The organism is Streptomyces cyaneochromogenes (genome assembly GCF_003963535.1).
GTDB classification, from domain to species: domain Bacteria; phylum Actinomycetota; class Actinomycetes; order Streptomycetales; family Streptomycetaceae; genus Streptomyces; species Streptomyces shaanxiensis.
In genome coordinates this window covers 8,376,388-8,396,666 of record NZ_CP034539.1, presented here as the reverse complement: position 1 = coordinate 8,396,666, position 20,279 = coordinate 8,376,388, and the positions used below count along the sequence as shown (strand labels likewise).

Genomic DNA, 20,279 nt, shown 5'->3' with positions numbered 1-20,279 from the left:
CACGTGGGCCCCTTCACCCCGGTGGGGGAGGGCCTTGCCATCGGTAGGGGGCGAACCACAGGCGCTCAGCCGCGAGCGGTGGCCCCGAACCGGGTGCGCGCGCCGCGTCTCCCACGGCATGCCGCCGGCGGTGCGGTGACCCGCCGAGTGGCTCAAGTGGGGCGTGCGCCACGGTCGTTGTCAGCCTTCCGACGACGTACCCAGGCCCGTCAGGGCGCCGACCGGGTCGAGGTCGGGGGTGCCATGGGGCCACCAGTCGTCATGGCCCGGTTCCGACTCGTACGGGTACCAGAGGCCGTCGCGGCCCAGTCGGAGTTGGACATGGCCGCGGGGATGGGTGAGGCGGTTGCGCCAGGGGCGGAAGGCGGGGAGGTCGGCGGCGAGGAGCAGAGGACGGGCCCGGTCGAAGCGGCCCGCGGGCGGGTCCCAAGGCTCTTCGAGCACGGCGAGACCTTCCAGGCCGCCCTGGCGCCACGCGGCCACCGCGCGGGCCAGCTCGGCCGGGGTGCGGTCGGCGGCGGAGGCGAGCGAGGAGTACAGGGCGCGGGTGGTGGCGGTGAGGCCGGAGCCGGGGCGTGCGGCGGCGAGCCGTACCGCGTCCTGCCACAGGGTCAGTTCGGCGACCGGGTCCCGGCCGGTGCTCAGCAGGGCGTGGGCGCGGGCGGCGGCGTCGGTCGCCAACTGGTCCAGCGTGAAGGGGTCCGGGCCACCGGGCGCCGCCGGGTAGACCGGGGGCTGCTCCGGGTGGGCGGGGACGGGCAACGGCGTCGGCAGGGGTGGGAGCCGGCGGTCCGGCGCGAGGGCGTCGGTGGCCCGCACGCCCGGGAGCGGCTCCGGTGCCCGCTCCTGTGCGGCGCGGGCGGCACGGGTGGCGTTGCGACGGGACAGGGCGTCGAGCAGCTCGCGTTCGCCCCGTCCGCGCAGCAGGAGCAGGACGAAGGGGTCGGCGTCCAGCAGGCGTGCGGTCTGGTAGCAGAGGGCGGCGGCGTGCTTGCAGGGATGGCCGCGGTCGGGACAACTGCAGTGGGGGTCGAGGTCGCCGGGACCCGGCAGCAGCGGCACGCCGCACTCGGCGAGGGAGTGGGGCATCTCCTTGTCGAGCAACGCGGCGATGTGTCCCGGCCTGTCGGCCGCCGCGTCCAGGAACCGCGCCCAGTCGTCCTCATCGAGCGTCCGCAGCCGCACCTGCACGCGGTACGGCCGCGGCCGACTGCCCTGCACATACGCCAGCACGAGCCCCGGGGTCACGGTGATGGCGTCGACATGCCCCTGCTCCGCGTAACCGCGTCCGCGGGCCAGCCGCTTGGGATCGAGGGCGCCCTCTTCCAGAGCGCTCACCCAGGCGTTGCCCCACCAGGTCTCGGCGAAGCGGGCGTCGCCGCTGTCGGAGGCGCGGGGCGCGAAGGCGGGGAACGTACGGCGGAGTTCACCGTCACGGCCGGGGGCGGCCATGGAGCGGGGGACCTGGGGGGTGGCGGGAGGGGGGAGTCCGGGGGACGTGCGGGGGACGGGGTGGTGTGCGGTGGTTCCTGTGGGCGGTTCTGCCTTGGGTGAGCCTGGATCGGTCCGCGGCAGGGACGTGGTGGGCTCCGAGGGAGGTGTGGCAGGAGCCGGGGTAGAGGGCGAGGGTGGGGGCGAGGCCGCGGTGGCGTCCGTAGGCTGGTTCGGCCGCTGTGCGGACAGTTCGGGCGCCGCCCCGTCCTCGCCGGAGGGCGAGTCCCACGACGGCATCTGGAAGGCGCCGGCGAGCAAGCTCCGTACATCCCGGGCACGCCGGACCTCGGCACCCTCCCCCACGGCCCGGCCGCCCGCGGAACCGGTCGATGCGGTTCGGCGCGACCGTCGCGTGTCCTCGGCCCCCCTGTCGGCAGCCTCCGCCTGAGCCCGCCGCCTCTCCCCCAGGGCGGCGCGCAGCGCCTCACGGGCGACGTCCGCGGGACGCGCCCCTTGTCGGACGGACGCGGGGTCGGCCCCCTCCGTCGGGGTCCCCCCGGTGGCACCGCCCCGTTCCGGATCCGGACCGGATGCGGGGGCTACCGCACGCCGCAGCGCCGCACGGGCCGCATCACCCGGCCGGGCTGCGGGGTGGTCGTGCGTCTCCGGTACCGACTCCTCGCCGGCGGACAGCCCCTCCCTCGGCTCCAGCCCCTCGGAGGCCGCGGACTCCTCGCGCCGCACGGTGGAACTCGCCGCCCCCGAAGGCGAACTCTGACCCGCGGAGTCGTCGGACACGGGTCCACGCCGCCCGTTCCTCCCCGCCGCCCCCTCCCGCCGCTCCCGCGCGGCCCGCAGCGCCCGGCGTGCCGCATCGGCCGGTCGAGGCTCGGGGTCCCCCCGTCCGCTCGACTCGTCCGCGGTCGGGGCGAAGTCCGTGGGCCGCTCGTCGTCGGACATCCCCGCCTCGCGCAACTCGGCCTCGCCCGACTCCGCCTCCTGCAGCTCGGCCTCCCCCGGACCCGCCCCCCGCAGCTCAGCCTCCCGCAGCTCCACCTCCCCCGACCCCGCCTCCCGCTCGCCCGAACTCCCCCACTCCCCCGCCCCGTTCATGACTCCCTCCGCAGCGACACCAGGTCGGACAGCTCACGGTCCGTCAGTTCCGTGAGGGCGGACTCGCCGGAGCCGAGGATCGCGTCGGCCAGCGCCCGCTTGGCCTCCAGCATCTCCGCGATACGGTCCTCGACCGTGCCCTCGGTGATGAGGCGGTGGACCTGGACGGGCTGGGTCTGGCCGATGCGGTAGGCGCGGTCGGTGGCCTGTTCCTCCACGGCCGGGTTCCACCAGCGGTCGAAGTGGACGACGTGGCCCGCGCGGGTCAGGTTCAGGCCGGTGCCCGCCGCCTTCAGGGACAGGACCAGGACCGGTGTCGCGCCGCTCTGGAAGCGGTCCACCATCCGTTCGCGGTCCGGGACCGGCGTGCCGCCGTGCAGCAGGTCGACGGGGACGGCCCGGGCGGCGAGGTGGGAGGCGATCAGCCGCGCCATCCCGACGTACTGCGTGAAGACCAGCGCCGAGCCGTCCTCCGACAGCACGGTGTCCAGGAGCTCGTCCAGCAGCGTCAACTTGCCGGAGCGGGCCGCCAGTCGCTCGGTCGGCGTCGCCGCCTCCTCCTTCAGGTACAGCGCGGGGTGGTTGCAGATCTGCTTGAGGGACGTGAGGAGTTTCAGCACCAGGCCCCTGCGCGCCATCCCCTCCGACGTCTCGATCGCGAGCATCGACTCACGCACCACCGCCTCGTAGAGCGCCGCCTGTTCACGGGTGAGCGGGACGGGGTGGTCGGTCTCCGTCTTGGGCGGCAGTTCGGGCACGATGCCGGGGTCGGACTTCTTGCGGCGCAGCAGGAAGGGGCGGACCAGGGCGGCCAGCCGGGTCACCGCCTCCTCGTCCTCGCCGTTCTCCACCGCGCGCGCGTGCCGGGCGCGGAAGGACTTGAGAGGGCCGAGCAGACCCGGTGTCGTCCAGTCGAGCAGGGCCCACAGTTCGGAGAGGTTGTTCTCGACGGGTGTGCCGGTCAGCGCCACGCGCGCGGGTGTCGGGATCGTGCGCAGTGCCTTTGCCGTCGCCGAGTACGGGTTCTTGACGTGCTGGGCCTCGTCGGCGACGACCATGCCCCAGTCGTGCCGGGCCAGCGTCGCCGCCGCGGACCGCATCGTGCCGTACGTGGTGAGGACGAAGCCGCCGTCCAGGTCCTCCAGGGTGCGGTCCGGGCCGTGGAAGCGGCGGACGGGGACGCCGGGCGCGAAACGGGTGATCTCCCGTTGCCAGTTGCCGAGCAGCGAGGCCGGGCAGACCACCAGGGTCGGGGCCGTACGGGCACGCTTGAGGTGCAGGGCGATGACCGTGATCGTCTTGCCCAGTCCCATGTCGTCGGCCAGACAGCCGCCGAGCCCCAAGGACGTCATGAGGTCCAGCCAGGCCAAGCCCCGGAGTTGGTAGTCCCGCAAGGTCGCCCGCAGTCCCGGTGGCGGTGCGGCCGGCCGCACCCCCGCCGTCAGCCGGTCGCGCAGAGCGGCCAGGGTGCCGACGGGTACCGCCTCGACCGTCTCGCCATCGACCTCCGCGCTGCCGGTGAGGGCGACGGACAGCGCGTCGACCGGGTCGAGCAGGCCCAGTTCGCGCTTGCGGGCCTTGCGGACGAGGCCCGGATCGACGAGCACCCAGTGGTCCCGCAGCCGGACGACCGGGCGGTGCGCCTCGGCGAGCTCGTCCATCTCGGCGTCGGTGAGCGGGTCGCCGCCGATCGCCAACTGCCAGCGGAACTGGAGCAGTTCCTCGCTCTCGAAGAAACCGGTGCCGTCGGTCGCCGAGCCCGGCGCGGGCCGTACGACCGCGGCCGCGCTCAGGTCGTGCGCCAGGTCCCGGGGCCAGTGCACCGCAACCCCGGCCGCCGCGAGCCGCGTCGCGGCCACGCCCAGCAGGTCGCCCAACTCCTCGTCGGACAGGGCCAGCACGTCGGGCGCGTCCTGCTCGGACAGCCGGTCGAGCGGTGCCCACACCCGGGCCGCGCGCCGCACCGCAAGCGCCGCGTCCACGCGCGCGCGTGGCCCGAACGCCGCGTCCGCCCCGCCGGACCAGAGGGCTGCCGCGTCGGCCACCAGGGTGGGGTCGGCGAGGCTGTGCACCTGGACGATCGCCGCGCCCGCGCTGCGTACGCCGTCGCCGCTGTCGTCGAAGAGGTCGTAGGCCGACAGATCCAGTCGCAGCGAGATCCGCACGCCCGCGTCCATGCCCGCGGCGACCTCGGCCGCCCAGTCGTGCGCGTCGGGCAGGCGCTGGGCCTCGCGTGCGGCGAAGGGCCTGCCCGAGGTGTGCGGGGCGGCGGGGGTGCGGGGCAGGGTGTCCGCCACCGCGTCCAGGAAGGAGCGCATCAGCGCCTCCGGCTCGGGCAGCCGGAGGGGGCCAGGGCCGGTCAGGGGTACTGCGTGCCCTTCGTACGGCAGGGCCGCGGCGACCGCTCGCAGGTGGGCGATGTCGTCCGGGTCGAGGGGGCCGGCCCGCCAGGCGTCGTGGCCGAGCGGGGTCAGGCCGGGCAGCAGCCGGCCGCGCGCGGTGAGCCGCAGGGCGTGCAGCGCGGCCGCGCCCCAGCAGGCGGTGGCGGGGTGGGCGGCCGGATCGCGCCGGGCGCGCACGAGCAGCGGCAGCGCCTCGGCGAGCGGCAACGACAGCGCCGGGGTGGTCCTGCGGCGGACTGCGGCTCCATGGCGTCGTACGACGGTGAGTTCGGTGTCCTCACCGGGCAGCGGGCCGCCCTCGGGGTCCCAGAAGGCCATCCGCCCCTCGCGCGGGAGGGGCGCGGGCAGGAAGACGGCCGCGAGCCGGACGGGGACGGTCTCCCCCGCACGCTCGGCCACCGCCGTGCCGCCGCTGTGCGCGGCCCTGTCGCTCATACGTCCTGTCACCTCCCGCCCATGAGTCGGATCAACCGTCTTCGACTCTACGGGCGGGGTCTGACAATCGGCCCCGGCGTCCGGCTCGGACCGGATGCGTCACGGCGTGATCAAGGGACCGTGCGCGAGACGACGTACACGAACGGGTTCTCCGGGTCGGCCATGCTCACGACGACGTCGTGCGTGGGAGCCGGGTTCTTCTGGTGGTGGATGAGGCCGTACCAGGGGCCCGGGCCGGTGAAGTTCCAGCCGGTGATCTTCTGGTCACGGGCGCTGATGGTGATCTCGTCCGGCTTCAGGTCGTCCCGGTCGAAACCCATGGTCGCCAGGTAGGCGTCCAGGTTCTCGTCGGTGGTCGAGAACTGGACGTAGAGCCTGCTGGTCCGCCAGTTGTTCGTCTCGTAGTAGCCGACGTTGTACGACGGGACCGGGATCGTCACCTGGTAGATGCGGCGCTGGACCCTCGACGGCCAGTGCGGGGTGAGGCCGGTCGCCGAGTACTTCTCCTCCTTGTCCTTGCCGCTCTCGCGGCTCTGGTTGGCGGAGATGACGAGATAGCCGGCGGGTACGCCGATGAGCAGCACGATGATGAGCAGGGTGAGCGCCCTGCGGCGGATCATGTGGCGACGGTCCTCGGCCGGCTTCTGGGGCTCGTCCGGGGAGTCGGCCTGGCGGGGTACGGTCACGGTCAGGCCGGCCCCTGCGACGCACGGCGGGCCTCCGCGAACCGGGCGTAGCGCTCGTAGCGCTCGACCCGGCGCCGGTTGGCGCGGCGGAAGCGGCGGGCGACCAGGCGGGCCAGGTCGGCGGCGCCGACCATGCCGGCCTCGGGACCGAGCTGGGCCCGGGTGATGCGGGCCTCGGGGCGGTAGCCGCGGCCGGTGAGGTGGCGCTTGAAGGCGTCGCGCGCGGGGCCGATCAGCAGGTCGTCGGCGGCCGAGACACCGCCGCCGATGACGAAGCAGGACGGGTCCAGGGCCGCCGCGAGGTTGGCGATGCCGACGCCGAGCCACTGGCCGATGTCCTGCAGCAGCTCGATGCACATGGCGTCGCCGTCGCGAGCCAGCTCGGTGATCATCGGGCCGGTGATGTCGCCGATCTGGCCCTTGACGTGCTCGATGATCCCGTACGCGACCGGAGAGTCGGCGGCGGCCAGCTCCTTCGCCTCGCGTACCAGCGCGTTGCCGGAGCTGTACTGCTCCCAGCAGCCGCGGTTGCCGCACGCGCAGCGGTGCCCTCCGGGGACCACCTGCATGTGGCCGAACTCGCCGGCGACGCCGTACTTGCCACGCTTGACCTGACCGTCCTCCAGGATCGCGCCGCCGATGCCGGTGCCCAGCGTGATCATGACGAGGTGGTCCTCGCCACGGCCGGCGCCGAAGCGCCACTCGGCCCAGGCGGCGGAGTTGGCGTCGTTGTCGACCAGGACAGGCACGGCGAGCCGGCCGGCGAGGCGGTCCCGCAGGGGCTCGTTGCGCCAGGACAGGTGGGGTGCGAACAGCACGCGGTTGCGGTCGGCGTCGACCCAGCCGGCCGCGCCGATGCCGACGGCGTGCACGTCGTGGCGGTCGGACAGGTCCAGGACCAGCTCGACGATGGTGTCCTCGACGACCTTCGGGCTCTTGGACTTGTCCGGCGTCTCCGTGCGGAGCTTCTCCAGGATGTTGCCGTCGGCGTCCACGACGCCCGCCATCACCTTGGTGCCACCGATGTCGATACCGACCGTCGGCACCCGGGGTGCGGTCAGATGTGACCGGCGTTCCCGGGAGCCGACCGTTCGGAGCACGGGGGCTCGGCGGGAGCCGATGGGGGCCGTGAAGTCGCGGTAGGTGCTCATCAGGGCCGATTGTGCCGCACGCTCACGCTGGGTGCCGAACGGGGCGCCAAAGGGGGGCACAGGTCACAGCACTTTGTCCGGACATTGCGACCAGCCGGGTCCCCGGACTCCCCCGTCGGCCAGGACCGTACGGCGGCCGGGCTCATGACCGTACGAGCAACTGGAACTCGAACGAGTACCGCGTGGGCCGGTACGTGTGCGTGCCGTACTCCACCGCTCGGCCGGTGTCGTCGAACGTCACGCGCTGCATGGTGAGCAGCGGGGCGCCCTCCTCCTCCGCGAGGCGTTCGGCCTCGACGGCGGTGGCCGCGCGGGCGCCGATGGTCTGGCGGGCGCTGTGCAGGGTGATCCCGGCGGCCCGCATCAGGCGGTAGAGGCCGGTGGCCTCCAGCTGCGCGGTGTCCAGGTCGAGCAGGGCGGGCGGCAGGTAGTTGCACAGGTACGCCATCGGCTCGCCGTGCGCGAGTCGCAGCCGCTCGATGCGGTGCACGTCGCTGTCCTCGGCCACCCCGAGCGCGGCCGCGACCTCGGCGGACGCCGGGACGACCGTGTTGACGATCACCCTGGTCGCCGGGCGCTGGCCGGCCGACTCCAGGTCGTCGTAGAGGCTGCTGAGCTCCAGCGGCCGCTTGACCTGGCTGTGCACGACCTGCGTCCCGACGCCTCGGCGGCGCACCAGCAGGCCCTTGTCGACCAGCGACTGGATGGCCTGGCGGACCGTCGGCCGGGACAGGCCGAGGCGGGCGGCAAGTTCGATCTCGTTGCCCAGCAGACTGCCGGGGGTGAGCGCTCCGTGCTCGATCGCGGCCTCGAGCTGCTGGGACAGCTGGAAGTACAACGGCACCGGACTGCTCCGGTCCACACTGAGCTCGAGTTCCACGGTCGGGTCCACTTCTGGTTTCGGCACGGGCCGAGCGTAGCTCTACGCGTTGTTGACGGGAAGTAGTGTAGTTCGATTGTCCTGACATATGCATTGACAGCGTACGCGCTGAAGCAGCACTTTGTTTCCATGCGCATCGGGGTCATCGGTACGGGCCGCATCGGCACGATTCACGCCAACACTCTCAGCCGGCATCGCGACGTCGGCTCCCTGATCCTCACGGACGCGGACGCCGCGCGGGCCCAGTCACTGGCGCAACGGCTGGGCGAGACCGCGGCGCCCGGGGTGGACGAGATCTTCCGGTGGGGCGTGGACGCTGTGGTGATCACCACGGCGACGTCGGCCCATGCCGAACTGATCGGTCGGGCAGCACGGGCGGGGCTTCCGGTGTTCTGCGAGAAGCCCATAGCGCTCGATCTGCCGGGCACCTTGCAGGCGATCGGGGAGGTGGAGACGGCCGGGACGATTCTCCAGATGGGCTTCCAGCGCCGCTTCGACCCGGGATACGCGGGCGCGCGCGAGGCGGTGCGGTCCGGCCGGCTCGGGCGCCTGCACACGGTGCGCGCGCTGACCAGCGACCAGGCGCCGCCGCCGGTCTCCTGGCTGCCGCTGTCCGGCGGGCTGTACCGGGACACGCTGATCCACGACTTCGACGTGCTGCGCTGGGTGACCGGGCACGAGGTCGTCGACGTGTACGCGGCCGGGTCGGACGCCGGGCCCGTGATGTTCCGTGAGGCCGGCGACGTCGACACGGCGGCGGTGGTGCTCACACTGGACGACGGCACGCTCGCCACGGCGACGGCGACGCGGCTGAACGGCGCGGGGTACGACGTACGCATGGAGCTGGCCGGGGAGTTGGACCAGATCGTGGTCGGCCTCGACGACCGTACGCCGATCGCGTCCACCGAGCCGACCGGGCCGCCCGCGGCGGACAAGCCGTGGTCGGGGTTCCTGGAGCGGTTCGGGCCGGCGTACGAGGCGGAGCTGAACGCGTTCGTGGAGGTGGTCCGCGGGGAGCGGGCCAACCCCTGCGACGGGCGGGAGGCCTTGCAGGCGCTGCGGATCTCGGAGGCCTGCGAGGTGTCGAGGCGGGAGCGAAGACCGGTCGCCCTCGCGGAGGTCGCGGGCGGGTCTGCGACCGCGGCACTGTGAAGCGCCCGTCGCACAAGGCCTTGGCACCGCTCAGCTACCAGCGCACCGGCAGACTCCGCACCCCGCGTACCAGCATCCCCGGCAGCCACTCCCCCGGCGGGCCGTCCGGAGCCAGGTCCGGAGCACGCTCCAGCAGCGACCGGATCGCCGTGCGGGCCTCCAGACGGGCCAGGGGTGCGCCCAGGCAGAAGTGGATGCCGTGGCCGAAGGCGACGTGGCCGCGAGTGTCGCGCCGGATGTCGAAGGTGTCGGGAGCGGCATAGCGGCTCGCGTCCCGATTGGCCGCGGTGAGACCGACCATCACCGCTTCGCCCTTCTCGATGTGGGTGCCGGCGATCGCCAGGGGCTCGGCGGCATACCGGAACGACGCCGTCTCCACCGGGCCCTCGTAGCGCAGCATCTCCTCCACCGCGCCGTCCAGAAGGCTCATGTCGGCGCGCAGGGCGGCGAGTTGGTCGGGGTGGGTCAGCAGGGCGTGGACGCCGCTGGTGATGAGGTTGACCGTCGTCTCATGGCCGGCGATCAGCAGGATGAAGGCCATGCCCCGCAGTTCGTCGGGGGAAAGCCGGTCGCCGTCCTCGGCCGTGGTGCGGATCAGGTCGCTCAGCAGGTCACCGCTCGGGCCGGCGCACCTCTTGTCCTCGATCAGATCGGTGAAGTACGCCCCGAGGCGGGTGAAGGCCTCGAGCTCGTTGCCCGGGGTGGTGGGCGCTATCGCCTCCGTCGACATCTTGCGGAACTCCACGCGGTCCATATCGGGCACGCCCAGCAGTTCGCAGATGACCGTGAGTGGCAGCGGGTGGGCGAACGATTCCACGAGGTCGGCGCGGCCCCGCGGCAGCATCGCGTCGAGCAGGTCGTCGGTGATCCGGCGGACCCTCGGGCGCAGTGCCTCTACACGGCGCATCGTGAAAGCGCGTGAGATGAGCCCGCGCAGCCGGGTGTGCTGGGGCGGATCAGTGGCCAGCAGGCTCTTGCCGATCAGCTCCTCCTCGAGCGACTTCAGGCCGATCTTGGCACCGTCCTTGGACAGCCGCTGATCGGCGAGGGCCGCGCGTGCCTCCTCGTGCCCGACGACGAGCCAGACCTCGGACTGCCAGCCGGGCAGCAGGACCCGGTGCACAGGGCCCCTTGCCCGCAGGCGCTCGTACACAGGATGCGGGTTCTCGCGGAACCCCTCTCCCCCGAACTCCCCCAGGTCGATCACTTCGGCCATGCCCCTCCCCTTCCCACCACCCCGACAACGCAGGGGAAGCCTCGCTAGTGCCCGTCGCCCTCCAGTTCCTCCAGAAGTCCCGCGTCGTACGCCAACAGGGCGATCTGCACACGGTTGTTGAGGTCGAGCTTGGCCAGGACGCGGGAGACATGGGTCTTGACGGTGGCGACGCTCATGAAGAGCTCCGCGGCGATCTCGGCGTTGGACAGGCCCCGGCCCACCACGACGGCGACTTCGCGCTCGCGGTCGTTGAGCGCGGCGAGCCGCTCACGCGCGCTCGTGCGGCGGGTGTCGGCGGCGCTGCCGGCCGCGTGGTCCATCAACTGGCGTGTCACGGTGGGCGACAGGACCGGGTCGCCGGCCGCCACGCGGCGCACGGCGTCGACGATCTCGGCGGGCGGGGTGTCCTTGAGCACGAACCCGGCGGCTCCGGCGCGCAGGGCGCGCAGCACCTGCTCGTCGGCGTGGAAGGTGGTCAGCAGCACGACCTGCGGGGCGTCCTTCCTGCCGCGCAGCCGTTCGGTGGCCGTGAGCCCGTCGACCGACGGCATCCGGATGTCCATCAGGACCACGTCGGGGCGGGTGCGGTCGACCAGCGTCTCCACCTCGGAGCCGTCGGCCGCCTCACCGACGATCTCGATGTCGTCGGCGCCGCCCAGCATGAAGGACAGGCCGGCCCGGACCAGCGGGTCGTCGTCGACGAGGAGGAGTCTGATCGCAGTCATGTGCCTTACGTAATCACGGTTGTACGGCGTGGAGGTGCCGGACTGCCTGGAGCGTGCCCCTCGGGCACGAGCGGTGATCCCGTGACGCACGCGCGCGTGGGCGCGGAACCGCGGGAACCGCAACAGCCCACACCCGGGCGGCTCCTGGGCACCGCGCGGCCGGACCGCCCGGCGTCACCCCCACGGCAGCCAGGCCCGCAATTCGAAGCCTCCGTCCGCGGCCGGCCCGTGCTCCAGCCGGCCGCCCGTCAGCGTGGCCCGTTCCGTCAGGCCGATCAGGCCCTGCCCCGAGCCGGGCACATGCGGAACCTCGCCGTCGGGCGCGGGATTGCGCACCGCCACGGACAGCCCCTCGCCCGGTGCGCCGGTCACCGTCACCGTCACCTCCGTGCCGGGAGCGTGCTTGCGGGCGTTGGTCAGGCCCTCCTGTGCGATGCGGTAGGCGGTGCGACCGACGGAGGCGGCCACGGCGGCCGGGTCGGCGACGCGCTGGTCGAGGGTGACCTTCATGCCCGCCTCGCGGGACTCGGTGACCAGCCCCTCCAGGGCCGCGAGGGTCGGCTGCGGGCGGCCGGCGTCGTCGCCCTCGCCCGTCCGCAGCACGCCGATGATCTCCCGCAGGTCCTGGAGGGCCTCGTGGGCGCTCTCCCGGATGACACCGGCCGCCCGCGCGATCTCCTCGCGGGGCGCGTCGGGCCGGAACTCCAGCGCGCCCGCGTGCACGCTGAGCAGGGTCAGCCGATGGGCGAGGACGTCGTGCATCTCCCGGGCGATGGCCTCACGGGCGAGCCGCTGCGCCTGCTCGGCACGCAGCCGCGCCTCCGTCTCGGCACGCCGGGCGCGGTCGCGCAGGCTCACCATGAGCTGCCGTTTGGACCGGGCGACCATGCCCCAGCCGACCACTGCCACGGTCAGCAGCGAGGCCAGGAAGACCGACCACAGGTACGACAGGTCGGGCTCGGGGCGGTACAGGAAGTACACCGGGTTCAGCAGCGCGTACGTTCCGGCGACCCAGGCCACGTACCGGAAGGGCCGGTGCACGGCGAGGGTGAACAGGGCGATGATGCTCGCGCCGCCCGCGGTGCTCGACACCAGGGCGAGCGGGACCATCGCGACGGCGAATCCGACCGGCCAGCGGCGCCGCAGCCACACCGCGGCGCAGGAGAGCGCGCCCACCACCTGGTCGAAGGCGGCGTAGCCCGGCGGAAGGTCCTCGCTCTTCATCGTGTCCGCGGCGAGCAGCCCGATGAAGACGGCCAGCAGGAAGCAGGTGAAGTCGACCACCCAGTCGCGCGCGGTGCGCCGGGGCCGCCCGGAGCGCTCGGGGTCCGGGTCGAACTCCTTGATCAGAGCCGAGGGCAGCAGCCAGCGCCGCCCCGCGAACGCCTGCGGTGCGGACACCTGCTTGTCACCACTCACGGTCGACAAATCTACGCAGTATGGGGTCCCGACGCGTCCGTTCGGGCGTGATCGCCGACCAAAGTCGCGCCGTCGGAGACCTTGGTCGCGCCGTCGGAGACCTTGGTCGCGGCATCCGAGACCCTGGTCGCGGCGAGCCGCTCCGGAACGTGGACTTCCGTCGGACATGGCTCGCCCCGCGGCCGATTGGCGTGGGGGGTCCGCGGGGCGAGAGTCATGGCATGAAGCAGTTTCTGGAGATCCTCGGAGTCGTCGCCCTGGTGCAGGGCGTCGCAGGCCTGGTGAACGAGTTCACCGACTGGGACTGGGGCCTCGTCCAAGGACTCGACTTCCTCGACGGCTTCGAGATCTACGCGAGCGTCGCACTGCTGGTGCTGGCGTTCGCGCTGTTCGCGGCGGCCGAGAGCCGGAAGTCCGGCTGAGCTCGGACCGGACTTCCGGCCGATCGCGCCGCTGCGCGGCGTCGACCGTGCCCTTCAGGGGCTCAGCAGCCGTAGTCGACCAGGTCGAACGACTCGTAGTGGTCGGCCGTGTAGTAGTCCTCCTGGTTCTCCTCACCGGTGACGATCCGGCGAGCTCCGCGCGTGGAGGAGCCAGGCGTGATGACCGTGTACTCGTGGTAATCCGACCGCACCCCTCTGACCTGGGCTCATGAAGGTCGAAGCGGCTGTGACCTGCTAGGACGGGTTGCAGAGGCGATCGGAGGCAGTCAGAGGGAAACGCTCGATTCGACCCCGGTTCGACCTGGGTCGCTCAGAGGCAGTCAGAGGCGATCCTTCTGTAACTTGCCGCTGAGGGACCCGAGTTGACGGAGATCGATCAGGAGCGGTGACCTCGGCGGCTCTCTCTGTTCCTGCCTTGGTCGAGTTGTGATGGGGACGCCTGCCTCCGGAGCGGGGCCAGGCATACGAATGCCTCCAGGACGGCAATCCTGGAGGCATCGCTGGCACCGATTGGAGGTCGGTTCCGGGCATCACCCGTGGTTTTAGCGGGCCTGGGTGGCGCCCTTGTCTTTGCGAGACGACCTCACCGTGCCACACCACAGTCATCAGGCAGAACCACAGCGGCAGATCCCTCACCCGTTCGGCCGACTGGGCCTTCACCACCTTCGCCCGGCTGCGGCCGAACTCGTCCTGCTCGGGGATCTCACCGGCCGCTACGCGACGGGCAGTTACAGCAGGCTCGGCTCCGATGGCCGGACCGTGACCGTGCGCCCCGACCAGGCAGGGGCAGCCGAGCACGGGCACCGCGTCACAGCGGCGATCGCCTGCCATGTCGCCCGGCCCGGCGGAAGCATCGACGAGCTGATCCGGCTGCTGCTGCACCCCGATCACGAGGGTGGCCGGCACGCCCGGCACATCGCACTGCGTTCGGGCAGGCACGCGCCCTGGACTACATCCGCCGGGTGTGGGCCAGCGCGACAGCTGTGGTCGCCGGAACCCGGGTGCTGGACTCTCGTCACCACGCCTACGAGGTTCTCGCCGCACTGCGGGACCGCATCGAGACCACGCCCTGGCCCGGCGAGCGGGGACGGACCGCGCTACGGGTGCTGCGGGCCCATCTGAACTTCGCCGAGATTGCCGGTGGCCCGCTGCACCACGCCAGCGAACGGCAGACCGCGGAGGAAGCAGGGATCTCGCGGACGACGCTGCGCGTGGTCTACGAGACCGTTCTCAAGCCTGGGGGCTGGCTGCGGCGGCTGCGGGTCGGTCACGGCCGGGAGGGCTCCACCTGGTACCTCGACCACGGCAGCGCCGGTGGCCGTCGTGGCTCCGCCTCACTGTCTCGTTTCTGGACCACTCAGTACCCCCCCGACCTGGCACTTGAGGAGTGGACCACCCCTGAGACGGCCATGACGGCCGACATCGACTCGACCGTCATCGCCCGCCTGATGGGCCACGACGCCTTCGCCCACCGCGGCCTTGGCAGCTCCGCCCTCGTGATCATCGGGGCGCTGCACGTCCGGCCCGCTCAGACGGTCAGCGATCTTGTCGGTACGGCCTCCGTGTCCCGCGCCACTGCCTACCGGACCCTGCGGCGCCTGGCCGACCACGGTCTGGTGCACCACGAGGGCGAGACCTGGACCCTCGCTCCCCACGCCGTGGAGGGCTTCGGTAACAGCTCTCAGGACGCGGCCTCGGAACTGGGTGCACGGCCGGCTGAGGGCTGGGACGGCATCGCCCAGTGCTACGCCACGGCGGGCGTCGCGGTCCGCCGCAGGACTCTGCACACAGCCGAGCGGGCGGCGTACCGGGAGGCGCTGGACCGGTTCGCGGAGCACCGCAGCAAGGCCGTTGTGATCGTCCGCGACGGGCGCCAGGTCCTGGTTCCGGCACCGCGGCCCGATGAAGTCCCGTCCGCGTGGCAGACGCCGGGCGGGAGCGTCCTCGACCCGGTCACCGGTCGGGCTGCCGCCGATTGGCGCCTGGCCACCGATGGCCGACTGATCCTCATCACCCCTGCTGACCAGCGCAGTTACGACGAGCTGGCCGCTGCCCATGCCGAAGCCCTCAGGGAATGGAACTCCGCCGCGTGACTCCACAGCCTCCACCTATCGATGTCGAGAGTGAATCGGTCACTCCTCAAGGTCTGCGTGAGCAGTACGAGTTGGGTGCCACGGTCGCCGAACTCGTCGCCACGAGCGGTCTGTCGTACGGCACGGTCCTCAACCGTCTGCGCGAGGCCGGGACCGTGATGCGTACCTCGTGGCAGACGCGCAGGCTGCGCGACGGGCAAGCCCGCCGCAACCTCGCGGCTCGCCTGCGCCGCCTCTACGAGCAACAGGGCGCCACGCTCGCGGAGTTGGCTGTGGCGGGGTCGGTGACGCGACGTGTGGCGCGGCGGCTGTTGATCGAGGCCGGGGGCACGCCCCGTACCACTCAGCAGACGCTGCGCATCCGTTCCGCAGCCCATGCCGCACGGCGCATGAAGCTCGCGTTGTCCCTGCGGGCGCGGTACGAGGCCGGCGCCACGGTGCCGGACCTGGCCGAGGAGTGCAGCTACTCCGTCGGCACCGTGTACCGGCTCCTGCACCTGGCGGGCACACGCATGCGCCCCAAGCACAACCACGGCCCGGCCCGCGCCCCGAGGAAGCGCTCATGAGCGCCCTAGATGTATTGACCCGCAGGGTTGTTGACGCGGGTGATCGGTGGGTGGCCGCCGAGTGCGGTGTGGCAGCGATGGTAGTTGTAGGTGTGCAGGAAGCTGTCGAGGGCTGCGGTGCGTTCGGTGTTGCTGGTGTAGGGCCGCAGGTAGGCCCATTCCTCGAGCAGGGTGCGGTTGAAGCGTTCGACCTTGCCGTTGGTCTGGGGCCGGTAGATGCGGGTCAGTTTGCCGGTGGCGCCGATCCGGGCGAGGGCTTCTTTCCAGGCCAGGCTCTTGCGGTAGGCCCAGGCGTTGTCGGTGAGCACGTGCTCGATGCGGGTGATGCCGTGTGTGTGGAAGAACGCGGCGGCGCGGGTGAGGAAGCCGGCGCAGGTGGTGGCCTTCTCGTCCGCGTGGATCTCGCTGTAGGCGAGGCGGGTGTGGTCGTCGACGGCGGAGTGGATGTAGTCGAAGCCCATGCCGCCGCGGGTGGCCCGGCCGGCCTGGCGGCCGAGCGTCCTGTGGCCGCCGCCGTCGGGGATCCGGCCGAGTTTCTTGACGTCGATGTGGACCAGCTCGCCGGGCCGGGCGCGTTCGTAGCGGCGGATGACCTGTCCGGTGGGCCGGTCCATGAACGCCAGCCGGTTCAGGCCGTGCCGGGTCAGGATGCGGTGCACGGTCGAGGCGGGCAGGCCCAGGATCGGGCCGAGGCGGGCGGGTCCGAGCTTGCGGTCCTGGCGCAGTCGGCACACCCGGGCCCCCATGGCGGCCGCGGTGCGGTGGGGTGTCGTCACCGGGCGACTGGAGCGGTCGTGCAGCCCTGGTTCACCTTCTGCCCGCCAGCGGCGGATCCACTTGTGGGCCGTGACGCGTGAGATGCCCATCTCGGCCGCGACATGCGCAACCGGGCGGCCGGCACGGACGCGTTCGACGAGCAGCCTGTAGTGACCACGAGCGTTGTTGACAGTGTTCTCGATCCCAGCAGGTCCTCAGGACTGGCGCGTCAGCGTGTCGAGGTCGACGGGGCACCTGGCTGCTCTCCGCAGCGAACAGGTATGCCGGGCCCGGGAACTTGATGGCACCGCTCGTCGTAGTGATGGACTGACGGGAGCGGGAGCTGCCCTTGTCGCGCGACGTCGGTCCCACGCGAGGGCGTCGGCCCAACGCCCGGCTGCTATCGGTGCGGGTGCGCGGCTGGGTCGGGATCGTGGTCGGCGGCCCAGCTGGCGAGGATGCGCAGGGCGTCTTCGGAGTCGCTGCCCGGCTCGGCGCCGTAGGCGAACAGGATGAGGCCGTCGGCGGGCAGGTCGAGGGATTCGTAGGCGAGGTGAAGGGTGCCGACCAGGGGGTGGTGGATGGCTTTGGCGCCCTGGTGGTACTGGCGGACGTCGTGGCCGGCCCAGCGGGTACGGAAATCGTCACTGCGGGTGGACAGCTCACCGATGAGGTCGGTGAGGTCCTTGTCGTAGGGGTCGCGGCCGGCCTGGGCGTGCAGGAGAGCGACCAGGTTGTCGGCGGCGCTTTCCCAGTCGCCCCAGAACTGGCGGGAGCGGGGGTCCAGGAATATGAACCGGCCATGGTTGGGGGTGGCTCCCCCGGCAGCTTCGATCATGGGGGCGTACAGGGCACGGCCGAGGCTGTTGGCGGCCAGGACGTCACCACGGCCGTTCAGGACGAACGCCGGGCAGGCCATGGAGTCCAGGAGACGCTGCAGGTTCGGCCGCACCGAGGCGGCGACCGCCCGGCGTCGGCGTCGCCGTCCCTGACCGGCGGCACGGGCAAGATCCTCGAGATGGGTGCGGTCGTCCTCACTCAACCGCAGCGCCCGAGCGAGGGCGTCAAGGACCTGCTCAGAGACTCCGGACAGGTCACCGCGCTCCAGCCGCGCGTAGTACTCGACGCTGACGCCGGCGAGCTGCGCGACCTCGGCGCGCCGCAGTCCCGGTACCCGACGGGGGCCATGGGCGGGCAACCCCGCCTGCTGCGGGCTGATCCTGGCGCGGCGGGAGGTCAGAAACTCCCGGGTCTCGGCTGCATTGTCCACGGTTTCCAGATTAGGGCGACATCTCGGAGCCATCCCTGAATGAGGGGTGCCCTGCCAGTACACCTTTCACCAGTGGCTTCTCCCCAGCCCGAAAGTTACGTTCTTATAGCCGAAGGAAATACCAGATGATCTCACCGAGAAACAGAAAGAGATACTGTCATGGCGGATATTTCGGAGATGGTCAAGGGTCTGGCGAAGGGCCTCAGCAGCCCGGTGCGTGCGCCGATCCTGCACACGCCGGACGAGTACGGGATGGCGTACGAGGACGTCACGTTCCCGTCCCTGGACGGCACCCCGCTGGAAGCGTGGTGGATTCCCTGCCCGGGCTCGGACAAGCTGATCATCGCCAACCACCCGATGCCCATGAACCGCTACGGCTTCCCCTCGCACCTGCCCCCGTGGCAGTTCGTCCCCGGCAACACCATCGAGGTCAACTACATGCGCGAGTACCAGCACCTGCATGAGGCCGGGTACAACGTGCTGACCTACGACGCACGCAACCATGGCCAGAGCGGCGACGCCAACGGCTTCATCTTCACCTGGGGCCAGTTCGAGTCCCGCGACGTGGCCGGCTCGCTGCGGTACGCCAGGTCCCGCCCCGACGCGGCCACCATGAAGGTGGGCCTGCTCAGCCGCTGCATGGGCGCCAATGCCACGTTCATGGCGATGAACCGGCATCCGGAGCTCTTCGCGGACGTGCACGCCCTGGTCGCCATCCAGCCGATCTCGATGCGCGCGATGGTCGAGCGCAACCTGGAAGCGATGGGGATCGCGGACCAGTTCGAGGCCGTGGACCGGGAGGTGGAACTCAACCTCAGCTTCACCATCGACGAGGTGTCGCCGATCGAGTACGCCAAGAACTGCCAGGTGCCCACCTTCATCACCCAGGTGCATGACGACGCACTGACCAAGCCCTCCGACGTGCAGGCGATCTTCGACGCCGTCCCTGTAGGCGACAAGAAGCTGTTCTGGATCGAGGGCAGCACCCGGCGCTGGGACGGCTACAACTACTTCTCCGAGCACCCCGAGCAGCTGGTCGAATGGTTCGACAAGCACGTGGACTGAACCCGAGGCACCCTCCCGGTCCGTTTCCGTCCCGCTCCCGCACCACCCTTGGCGGCAACACCGACCGTGGGCCCTCCTGGAGCGGGCCGAGTCTGCGCAGGTAGGCCAGGATCCTGCGGGACGAGTGGCCCTTGTCCGCCACCACCCTCACCGCCGGGCCCGCGGCCGGCTAACACCACGCCTGGCCACCTTGATCCTGCTTATGACCTGACCGGCTCGACGCATTGCGTGCAGCCGTCCAGGTTGTCGCCGGTGACGGCGAAACGCCAGCACTCACGACCTGACCACAGCTGTGGTGCACCAGTGTTGCAGCACTGAGTGACGGCGAATTCCGCTCGGAAGCCAAGGCCACCGGAGTCGCCGAGGAGGCGGTGCCGCTCCGTTTCATCCAGCAGTAAGCACCGCTGGCCGAGAGCTGAAGGCATCGGCCGCAATTCAGTTGAGCTGGAGCATCAACTTGATGCTTCGAAGGAGAAGCAGCCATGAACCGCAAGAAGATCATCGCGGTCACCGGCGCCACGGGAGGCCAGGGTGGCGGTGCCGCCCGGGCGATCCTCGCCGACCCTGATGCGGGTTTCGCAGTGCGCGCCCTCACCAGGAATCCCGATTCGCCCGCGGCCAGGGAACTCGCCGCACGTGGTGCCGAGGTCGTTCGGGCCGACTTCGACAACGAACCGAGCGTGCACAAAGCATTCGAGGGCGCCTACGGTGCCTTCCTGGTCACCAACTTCTGGGCCCACGGCTCGGCGGCGAGGGAGACCGAGGAGATCAACGCTCTGGTGCGGGCCGCCAAGGCGACGGGCCTTCGGCACGTGGTCTGGTCGACGCTCGAGGACACCCGCGAGCTGCTTCCCCTGGAGGACGACCGGATGCCCGTCCTCCAGGGTGAGTACAACGTGCCGCACTTCGACGCCAAGGGCGCGGCGAACGAACTGTTCCGGCAGGCCGGGGTCCCCACGACCTTCCTGAACACCACCTTCTTCTTCCAGGGCTTCCAGCGTAACTTCGCTCCCCGGCGCGGCGAGGACGGCGTGCTGACCCTTGCCCTGCCCCTCGAGGACGGCAAGCTGCTCGCCGGGGTGGACGTCGAGGACATCGGCCGCACCGCATTCGCCGTGCTCAATAGTGGCGAGCGGTTCATCGGCGAGACCATCGGCCTGGCAGGCGACCACCTGACCGGGGCGCAGTACGCGGAGAAGTTCGCGGCCGCGCTCGGCGAGCCGGTGCGCTTCCAGGCGGTGCCCTACGACGTCTTCCGCTCCCTCGACGTCCCGGCCGCCGACGAGGTCGGCAACATGTTCCAGTACTACGGCGACTTCGACCGGGAATTCACCGGGGCCCGCGACCTGACCACGGCACGGCAGCTCAACCCCGCGCTCAAGAGCTTCGACGACTGGTTGGCCGACAACATCGCGCACGTGAACTGAACCGATGTCATCCTCGGGCCGCCCGAACGGCCCGAGGATCTCCACG

Annotated in this window: 16 protein-coding genes and 1 pseudogene; 6 read left to right on the top strand and 11 right to left on the bottom strand. The window is 71.5% G+C overall.

From position 1 onward, the window contains the following. Nucleotides 1–180: 180 nt before the first annotated feature. From EJ357_RS37955 to EJ357_RS37935, 5 genes are all read right to left on the bottom strand, one after another. Nucleotides 181–2,547, bottom strand: a complete 2,367-nt coding sequence (locus EJ357_RS37955; protein WP_228472735.1) for an SWIM zinc finger family protein — start codon at nucleotides 2,545–2,547, stop codon at nucleotides 181–183. Beyond that, nucleotides 2,544–5,384, bottom strand: a complete 2,841-nt coding sequence (locus tag EJ357_RS37950; RefSeq protein WP_126396187.1) for a DEAD/DEAH box helicase — start codon at nucleotides 5,382–5,384, stop codon at nucleotides 2,544–2,546. Before EJ357_RS37950 ends, EJ357_RS37955 begins: the two co-directional genes overlap by 4 nt. Nucleotides 5,385–5,494: 110 nt before the next feature. Then, nucleotides 5,495–6,076 (bottom strand): sugar kinase, encoded by a 582-nt coding sequence (locus EJ357_RS37945; RefSeq protein WP_126400549.1) that lies wholly within the window; start codon nucleotides 6,074–6,076, stop codon nucleotides 5,495–5,497. After that, nucleotides 6,073–7,221 carry an ROK family glucokinase gene (locus EJ357_RS37940; protein WP_126396186.1) on the bottom strand — a complete coding sequence of 383 codons (1,149 nt, stop codon included), beginning with the start codon at nucleotides 7,219–7,221 and terminating at the stop codon, nucleotides 6,073–6,075. Before EJ357_RS37940 ends, EJ357_RS37945 begins: the two co-directional genes overlap by 4 nt. A gap of 142 nt (nucleotides 7,222–7,363) precedes the next feature. Beyond that, nucleotides 7,364–8,101 carry a GntR family transcriptional regulator gene (locus tag EJ357_RS37935; RefSeq protein ID WP_175647873.1) on the bottom strand — a complete coding sequence of 246 codons (738 nt, stop codon included), beginning with the start codon at nucleotides 8,099–8,101 and terminating at the stop codon, nucleotides 7,364–7,366. A 129-nt stretch (nucleotides 8,102–8,230) separates the two neighbouring features. Between EJ357_RS37935 and EJ357_RS37930 the strand changes: the two genes are divergently transcribed. Beyond that, the gene (locus EJ357_RS37930) at nucleotides 8,231–9,253 is read left to right on the top strand and encodes a Gfo/Idh/MocA family protein (RefSeq protein WP_126396185.1); all 1,023 of its coding nucleotides are present in this window, start codon (nucleotides 8,231–8,233) and stop codon (nucleotides 9,251–9,253) included. 34 nt (nucleotides 9,254–9,287) lie between these two features. On the opposite strand, the gene EJ357_RS37925 is transcribed toward EJ357_RS37930, so the two are convergent. The 3 genes from EJ357_RS37925 to EJ357_RS37915 all read right to left on the bottom strand — a co-directional run bounded on the left by EJ357_RS37925 (nucleotide 9,288) and on the right by EJ357_RS37915 (nucleotide 12,622). Next, entirely contained in the window at nucleotides 9,288–10,469 is a 1,182-nt protein-coding gene (locus tag EJ357_RS37925) for a cytochrome P450 family protein (protein ID WP_126396184.1), read from the bottom strand. A gap of 44 nt (nucleotides 10,470–10,513) precedes the next feature. After that, complete coding sequence (locus tag EJ357_RS37920) at nucleotides 10,514–11,194, bottom strand: response regulator (RefSeq protein ID WP_126396183.1); 681 nt, start codon at nucleotides 11,192–11,194, stop codon at nucleotides 10,514–10,516. Nucleotides 11,195–11,368: 174 nt separating this feature from the next. Then, on the bottom strand, nucleotides 11,369–12,622 hold the full coding sequence (locus EJ357_RS37915; RefSeq protein ID WP_126396182.1) for a sensor histidine kinase: 1,254 nt from the start codon (nucleotides 12,620–12,622) through the stop codon (nucleotides 11,369–11,371). A gap of 212 nt (nucleotides 12,623–12,834) precedes the next feature. On the opposite strand from EJ357_RS37915, the gene EJ357_RS37910 reads away from it, so the two are divergent. Further along, entirely contained in the window at nucleotides 12,835–13,035 is a 201-nt protein-coding gene (locus EJ357_RS37910) for a hypothetical protein (RefSeq protein WP_126396181.1), read from the top strand. Between the two features lie 62 nt (nucleotides 13,036–13,097). Here EJ357_RS37910 and EJ357_RS37905 read toward each other — a convergent pair. Further along, nucleotides 13,098–13,235: pseudogene (locus EJ357_RS37905) on the bottom strand (ribonuclease domain-containing protein); the annotation flags it as partial. An 822-nt stretch (nucleotides 13,236–14,057) separates the two neighbouring features. On the opposite strand from EJ357_RS37905, the gene EJ357_RS37900 reads away from it, so the two are divergent. Further along, nucleotides 14,058–15,149, top strand: coding sequence for a helix-turn-helix domain-containing protein (locus EJ357_RS37900; protein WP_228472734.1), 1,092 nt, complete (start codon nucleotides 14,058–14,060; stop codon nucleotides 15,147–15,149). After that, complete coding sequence (locus EJ357_RS37895) at nucleotides 15,146–15,715, top strand: helix-turn-helix domain-containing protein (protein WP_323377653.1); 570 nt, start codon at nucleotides 15,146–15,148, stop codon at nucleotides 15,713–15,715. The genes EJ357_RS37900 and EJ357_RS37895 overlap by 4 nt, the downstream gene beginning before the upstream one ends. Nucleotides 15,716–15,720: 5 nt before the next feature. On the opposite strand, the gene EJ357_RS37890 is transcribed toward EJ357_RS37895, so the two are convergent. Both EJ357_RS37890 and EJ357_RS37885 read right to left on the bottom strand, forming a co-directional pair. Continuing rightward, the gene (locus EJ357_RS37890; protein ID WP_126396179.1) at nucleotides 15,721–16,674 is read right to left on the bottom strand and encodes an IS481 family transposase; all 954 of its coding nucleotides are present in this window, start codon (nucleotides 16,672–16,674) and stop codon (nucleotides 15,721–15,723) included. Nucleotides 16,675–16,871: 197 nt separating this feature from the next. Beyond that, a complete protein-coding gene (locus tag EJ357_RS37885; protein WP_126396178.1) occupies nucleotides 16,872–17,741 on the bottom strand; it encodes a helix-turn-helix transcriptional regulator in 870 nt (289 codons plus the stop codon). Nucleotides 17,742–17,900: 159 nt separating this feature from the next. Between EJ357_RS37885 and EJ357_RS37880 the strand changes: the two genes are divergently transcribed. Both EJ357_RS37880 and EJ357_RS37875 read left to right on the top strand, forming a co-directional pair. Further along, nucleotides 17,901–18,806, top strand: coding sequence for an alpha/beta hydrolase family protein (locus EJ357_RS37880; RefSeq protein WP_126396177.1), 906 nt, complete (start codon nucleotides 17,901–17,903; stop codon nucleotides 18,804–18,806). A gap of 482 nt (nucleotides 18,807–19,288) precedes the next feature. Beyond that, entirely contained in the window at nucleotides 19,289–20,233 is a 945-nt protein-coding gene (locus tag EJ357_RS37875) for an NmrA/HSCARG family protein (RefSeq protein ID WP_126396176.1), read from the top strand. Nucleotides 20,234–20,279 lie beyond the last annotated feature (46 nt).